The following is a 6,014-nucleotide window of genomic DNA, read 5'->3' as shown; positions in this document are numbered from 1 at the left end:
CCTCAAAACTATAGGGAAACAACTCCAACTGATTCTGATTATAATACTTGAAATTCATAAACAAATATCTGATTATCAAATATAAAAATATAAAATAATAACCAAAAAAACCGCCTCAGTTGTGAGACGGCCTCTTTTATTGGCCTTAGAATAGATTAATCGGGATGAGGAAAAATTATGATATAATATTAATGAGTTCCTGATTAAAAATAGGATCAATTTCCGGAAGAAGTCTCTTAAAGAAAATATACTTCTGATATGGAAAATTCACTCTGGTTAAGTAGAAGTTATTCATAAAAAAATGACTGTTTCACCAGAAAACAGCCATTTTAATTTATCTTTTTAAGTTTAGTAACCGTACCAACGTCCACATTCATTATGGCAGTTAGGAAAATCATCTTGATTATTTAAAGCTGCCTGAATACAAGCTGCCTCAGTTTTATAATATGGCTTACCTGAACCCCACCATACTGCACATTCTTGTGTAATTCCTCCTTTAACAGCTTTTAAGTTCTCTCTTGAAATTTTTTTTAAATTTTTCATAGTAGTTTTGGATTATTTTTTTTATTATTTTATCCGGTTTCGGATACTTTTTTTATGAAACTAATATAAAAAAAATATAATACTGCGAATATAAAAATTCACGTTCACGTGTGTTTTTTTTGAAATTAAATTTAGATACTCCTTAAACTACGCTTTTAGAGGAACTGAACATTAAATTTAGAAGATTTTTATTGGTAAATTCTTCTTTACTATAACAATACCCTGACAGTTTGTTTGAGATAAGTTCTTTAAACGAATGCCTTTTCTTTTAACTGAAATTTCAGATGCTTCTAGCTTTTTACGAAATAAGTACATCTAGTTTAATACACGACACGTTCTGTCGCTACGCTATAGTAGATTTGTAGTACTAAAGATTTAAAATACATAATAATCTTTTGTGTGTGATAAAATTCATATTAAATCTCATTAGTAGGATCTAAATCATTATTGAAAAATGTTAAATTGCAAATTAAACTTAAGTTAAATTAATAAATACATAAAAATAGATGAGAAAACTCTACATGAGTGCATTTTCTATATGCACAATCTTGAGCAATGCTCAGGAAGTGGTTTGGCAAAAAGACATTAAATCCGGTACACAGGATTTTTTAAGCCAGGTAACCACAACAATCGATCAGCAGTATTTGATCACGGGAAGCTCAATTCAGAGCAATAAACCTCTCTCAGAAGGCAATAAACAAAACAATGGTTACGACCTACATTTGATCAAATTAAACCAACAGGGTCAGGAGGTTTGGGAAAAATATTTTTCTGGATACAATCATGATTATTTATCCGCAACCATTTCTACACAAGACGGAGGTTTTTTGATTTCTGGCACGACTTATTCAGCAAAGGGACTGGATAAAAAAGAAGATTCAAAAGGTGGATCAGACATCTGGTTGATTAGATTAAATGAATTCGGAGACGAGCTCTGGCAAAAAACATTGGGATCAGCATCTGATGAAGAAGCAAGATCAGTCATTCAGACGACAGACTTAGGATTTTTTGTGGCTGGAAATGTCCAAAATTCGGCTAAAGGTTACGGATCAAAAGATGTTTTGATTATAAAGCTCGATAAGAACGGAAAAGAACTCTCTCAGTCTATTTTAGGAGGAAAAGGATTGGATGAAGTAGAGAAAATGATTCCCACTAGAGACGGTGGTGCATTGTTAGGGATCTATTCCAGAAGCAACTTGGGTGGTTCAAAGAAAACTGAAAACCATGGTGAAGGTGATTATTGGATAATCAAACTTAACAAGGATGGAAAAGTAGAATGGGAAAAGAACTTTGGTGGAAAAGCAGATGACCATTTGAAAACTCTTGCTTTGATTTCGACTGGCTATATCATTGGTGGCGAAAGTCGTTCAGAAAGATCAGGAAATAAAACCGTTGGTATTGAAGAAGGAACAGATCTATGGCTAATATCGCTTAACGAAAGAGGAGAAGAGATCTGGCAAAAGTCTTACAATTTCAAAAACCGTGATATTTTGATGGGAATGAGTGTCATTCATTCAGCAGATAATAAATCTTCTAAAGGAATCCTTTTAGGTGGTTATACACAGGCAGAAGGAAGAATAGAAACAGATGACGAAACCTTCTGGACGCTTTATTTAGATGCAGATGGAAATGAACAGTGGCGCAAACATGTGAAAGGTGAATCCAGAAAACGAGAAGAAAGATTATCTGATATAAAGCTGAACAGAGACGGTTCGATCATTCTGGCAGGAACGAGTGCAGAAGAACTCGGAAAAGAAAACTGGAAGATCGTAAAGCTTGGAGATAAACAGCTTGACCAGTTGATCGAAAAACAGGATATCAAGATTTATCCGAATCCAGTATCAGATTATGCTTATGTGGAAATAGGCTATGACTTTAAAGAAGCTGATATTATCCTTTATGATATGGGAGGAAGACAGTTGCAGACTGTGAAAACGAAGAATAAAGTAACCAAGATCAATGCGCAGAATTTAATTCAGGGAGCTTATCTGGTTACCATAAAAACGGATACGAATAAAACTGCGAATGCTAAATTGATTAAAAAATAAACAGATGAGAAAAGTTTTTATACTATTATTTATTTATATTTTTTCCACTGGATACAGTCAGTCTGGATTAGGGGCTAACAGTGACTTTCAAAGTAAAAATGTTTTTCCTGTGCCTTCTACAGCAGAAGCTTATAGCTTTTCGAAAGTAGGAAAGCTTCCAATGGATCTTTTCAGAGGAAAAGCTAATATTTCTATACCATTTTACTCCATCAAGGTTGATGGCCTAGATCTTCCCATATCTTTATCATACAATACAGGAGGCGTAAAGCTTAATGAAGTAGCCAGTAGTGTCGGCTTGGGATGGTCACTAAACATTCCGGGGACTATTAATAAAAGTATTATTGGAAAGGATGATAATAAGATTGCTTTTTTTAGCAAGGATATTAATACTTATGGTTCTTATAATGGGTATGTTTCCCATCTGATTTATGATGAACAGAGAAGAAATAACTTGCAAAGCATCTATGAAGGAAATTATGATCTGAAACCTGATATGTATAGCTATAGCCTACCCGGTGTATCAGGGAATTTTATCATGGATGGTAATAATCTGGGACAGACTATTCCATTTGAAAATGTTAAAATAGAGCAGATGCCCTATCAGTATAATCAACAGGGAAATTTTAAGGTGACAGATACATCAGGAAACATTTTTTGGTTCTCTCCTAAAAGTAATTCGTCTTCTTATGACCCTACCAATCCTTTGGGAGGAGATAATATTTCTTCTTATTTATCAAGAATCGATAGTATTAGGACATCATCCAATAAAGTAGTGAAATTTGTTTATGGAAAGACTTTTGTCTATACAGAGAAAAATATTGTGGAAAGGATTTATACAAAAACAGCAATAGACTATGATCCTGGAAGGAGTTATTTCAATCTCTTACCACCTCCATATGAAAGATGGGATACAGAAACGGGAAATACAGAAAATCTTATTTCTAAAATTGAATTTCCCGAAGGAACAGTAGAATTTAAATATTCTAATGATGAAAACGGAACATTAGCTTTAGAAAACGGGGCATTATTCAGAAAAGATTTAAATACAACTAATGGATTAGCCTTAAGAAAAGTAACAGTAAGAGATAAATTTAATCATGTAGTTTCAGATCAAAGGCTAAATTATGAGTATTTCAGCAGCAACAATCCTATTAAAACTTATGGAGATTACAGGCTTAAGCTCGTGAATGTTTATGATGCCTTATCGCAGTCTTACCATAAGTTTACGTATAACGAGGACTATCCGATGCCTGCCCGTAATTCTCATAATGATGATTATTGGGGGTATATTAACAGTTTGAGCAATAGTTCACTGACTTCTAATCTTCCCATCAGAATTTATACAGAAGGTATTGAGATTATGGAAAGTAGAATGCCAACTATTGCAAGACGGGACCGATCCCCAAATCCGGTTTATTCTCAGATAGGAATTCTAAAGTCTGTAGAGTACCCTACTAAAGGCAAAAAAAATCTTTATTATGAAAATCCTTCTACAGAGCAAATAAATACCAACTCCTTTACGGTTTCTGAGGGAACAGGCCAGAGCATTTCTACCCATGGAATTTTTAATGATCTCTCTACCTATAACGGAGGAGATTCTAAAACATTTATTTTAAATGCCAACGATATTCCTGATTATGCTATTAATCCCAGGTTTTCGTATAATTTTGATAGCGGATGTTTAAGTGCTGAAACGGAGGGTCCAGGATCAACATTTCCTGAGCATCCTGAGAATGGAGCCTATACAGAATGCTTTGGGGATATAAAAATTACTTCGATTAATTCTCCAAGTGAGACCAGACATTTTGGCTCTAACGGACAACCTTTTGCGGGTGAAATGATTATTACTATCCCATTTCCTATTAAGGTTGAGATGACATTGAGCAGAATGGGATACTGTAATTGTGGTTTAAGTGCCGGATTAAATTGGAAAAAAGAGATTACTGAAACAACGATCACGCCGAGCTATCTATCCGGCTTAAGAATAAAAAAAATAGAAGATGTAGATCAAAATACTATCTCAAATATTTTTGAATATAAATACGGAAAATTTAATCCTACTAAGAATAGGTTTGAAAATATTTCTGTTTTAAAAAAACCTTTCAATTTTACAAGAATTGATAAAAAGTTTTATCGTAAGTTTGATGATCAAGGTGTAGAGCTGCAACCAAGCGCTATTCAGGAATTTTTCACTGTTTCAAATTCTGACCAATCTTCAAACAGTTACGGTTCCTCGGATATTGTCACATATCCTTATGTTATAGAAGAAAATGGATTAGGGAAAGTTTTTTATGAATTTTCAGATAAAGATTACCAGTTCCAGAGTATATTATCATCAGGTATAGAAAACTATAATGACTGGAAGTATGGCTTACTTCTGAAACAAAAATATGAGAATAAAGTTGGACAGACTGTAAAAACAGTCGATTACGAGTATAATTTTAATACTCTGAAAAATAGTCTTTCCGGTTTTAATACGAATGATTTATCTAAAATTGGATTTGCAGTTGATATGTTGGTTATTCCTTCTAAAATACAATTGTCTCCTGGGCAAGGAATCGAAGGTGATATTTTTTACGTAGAGAATAAAATAAATTTTATAGAATCTGCCAAGATTGAAAATATAAAGACTGTTGAGAAAGACTTCTTATCAAGTAATAGTATAGAGAAAAGTACATTAAATACCTACACAGATACAGATATCACCAAACCCATCAACCTAAAAAATACCACAAATGTTTTTCCGTCAGGAGAAAAATTACAGACTTCTTATGAGTACGCTCATGAAAAAGGCAACCAGTTGATGATCAGTAAGAATATGATTGGTATTCCTTTGGAAACTTCTACCACTCAAACCATAGGAAATACTACAAAAACACTATCAAGGACAGAAACACTTTATCCAAAGACTACTACCGAGATCACCAACAATAATTCTTCTCTGGTTCTTCCGTTGTCTGTACTTTCCTATGAGGTTCAGAACAATACGCCGTCTACTGAAGTTACGTACGATAAATATGACAACAAGGGAAATCTGCAGCAGTATACCACCAGAAACGGCATTTCAGCAACAATCATCTGGGGCTACAACCAAACCCAGCCCATTGCCAAAATAGAAGGAGCCAAGCTTTCAGATATACCTCAGGCACTCATCGATAATATCGTCAATGCATCTGTTAATGATGGTCAGCTCAGTACAGAGGCGTCAGAGCAATCATTGATCTCTGCTTTAGATGTATTTAGAAATAATGTTGCATTATCAGCGTATCAAATCAGTACGTACAGCTATGATCCGTTAATTGGTGTTAAAAGCATCACGCCTCCATCCGGCATCAGAGAGTTTTATTTTTATGATACCGCCAACCGACTGAAAGAGGTAAGGGAAAACAGCCCGACGGGTAAGATCTTGAAGGAATATAAATA

3 protein-coding genes are annotated in these 6,014 nt (G+C 34.2%); 2 read left to right on the top strand and 1 reads right to left on the bottom strand.

All coding sequences use genetic code 11. The features are described 5' to 3' along the window. Nucleotides 1–348: 348 nt before the first annotated feature. Nucleotides 349–543: a bacteriocin-like protein gene (locus BUC06_RS23075; protein WP_073336960.1), complete on the bottom strand. Its 195-nt coding sequence runs from the start codon at nucleotides 541–543 to the stop codon at nucleotides 349–351. 506 nt (nucleotides 544–1,049) lie between these two features. Between BUC06_RS23075 and BUC06_RS23070 the strand changes: the two genes are divergently transcribed. Together BUC06_RS23070 and BUC06_RS23065 are read left to right on the top strand one after the other, a co-directional pair. Further along, nucleotides 1,050–2,591, top strand: coding sequence for a T9SS type A sorting domain-containing protein (locus tag BUC06_RS23070; RefSeq protein ID WP_073336958.1), 1,542 nt, complete (start codon nucleotides 1,050–1,052; stop codon nucleotides 2,589–2,591). A 4-nt stretch (nucleotides 2,592–2,595) separates the two neighbouring features. Next, the coding region (locus BUC06_RS23065; protein ID WP_073336956.1) for a hypothetical protein at nucleotides 2,596–6,014 on the top strand (3,419 nt) is incomplete at its 3' end.

This window comes from Chryseobacterium carnipullorum, from assembly GCF_900142785.1.
Classification (GTDB): Bacteria; Bacteroidota; Bacteroidia; order Flavobacteriales; family Weeksellaceae; genus Chryseobacterium; species Chryseobacterium carnipullorum.
This window is presented reverse-complemented; position numbering and strand designations above follow the sequence as displayed.

Coding starts and splice junctions, on each gene's coding strand:
- BUC06_RS23075 (WP_073336960.1), bottom strand. CDS start 543: ATGAAAAATTTAAAAAAAATTTCAAGAGAGAACTTAAAAGCTGTTAAA.
- BUC06_RS23070 (WP_073336958.1), top strand. CDS start 1,050: ATGAGAAAACTCTACATGAGTGCATTTTCTATATGCACAATCTTGAGC.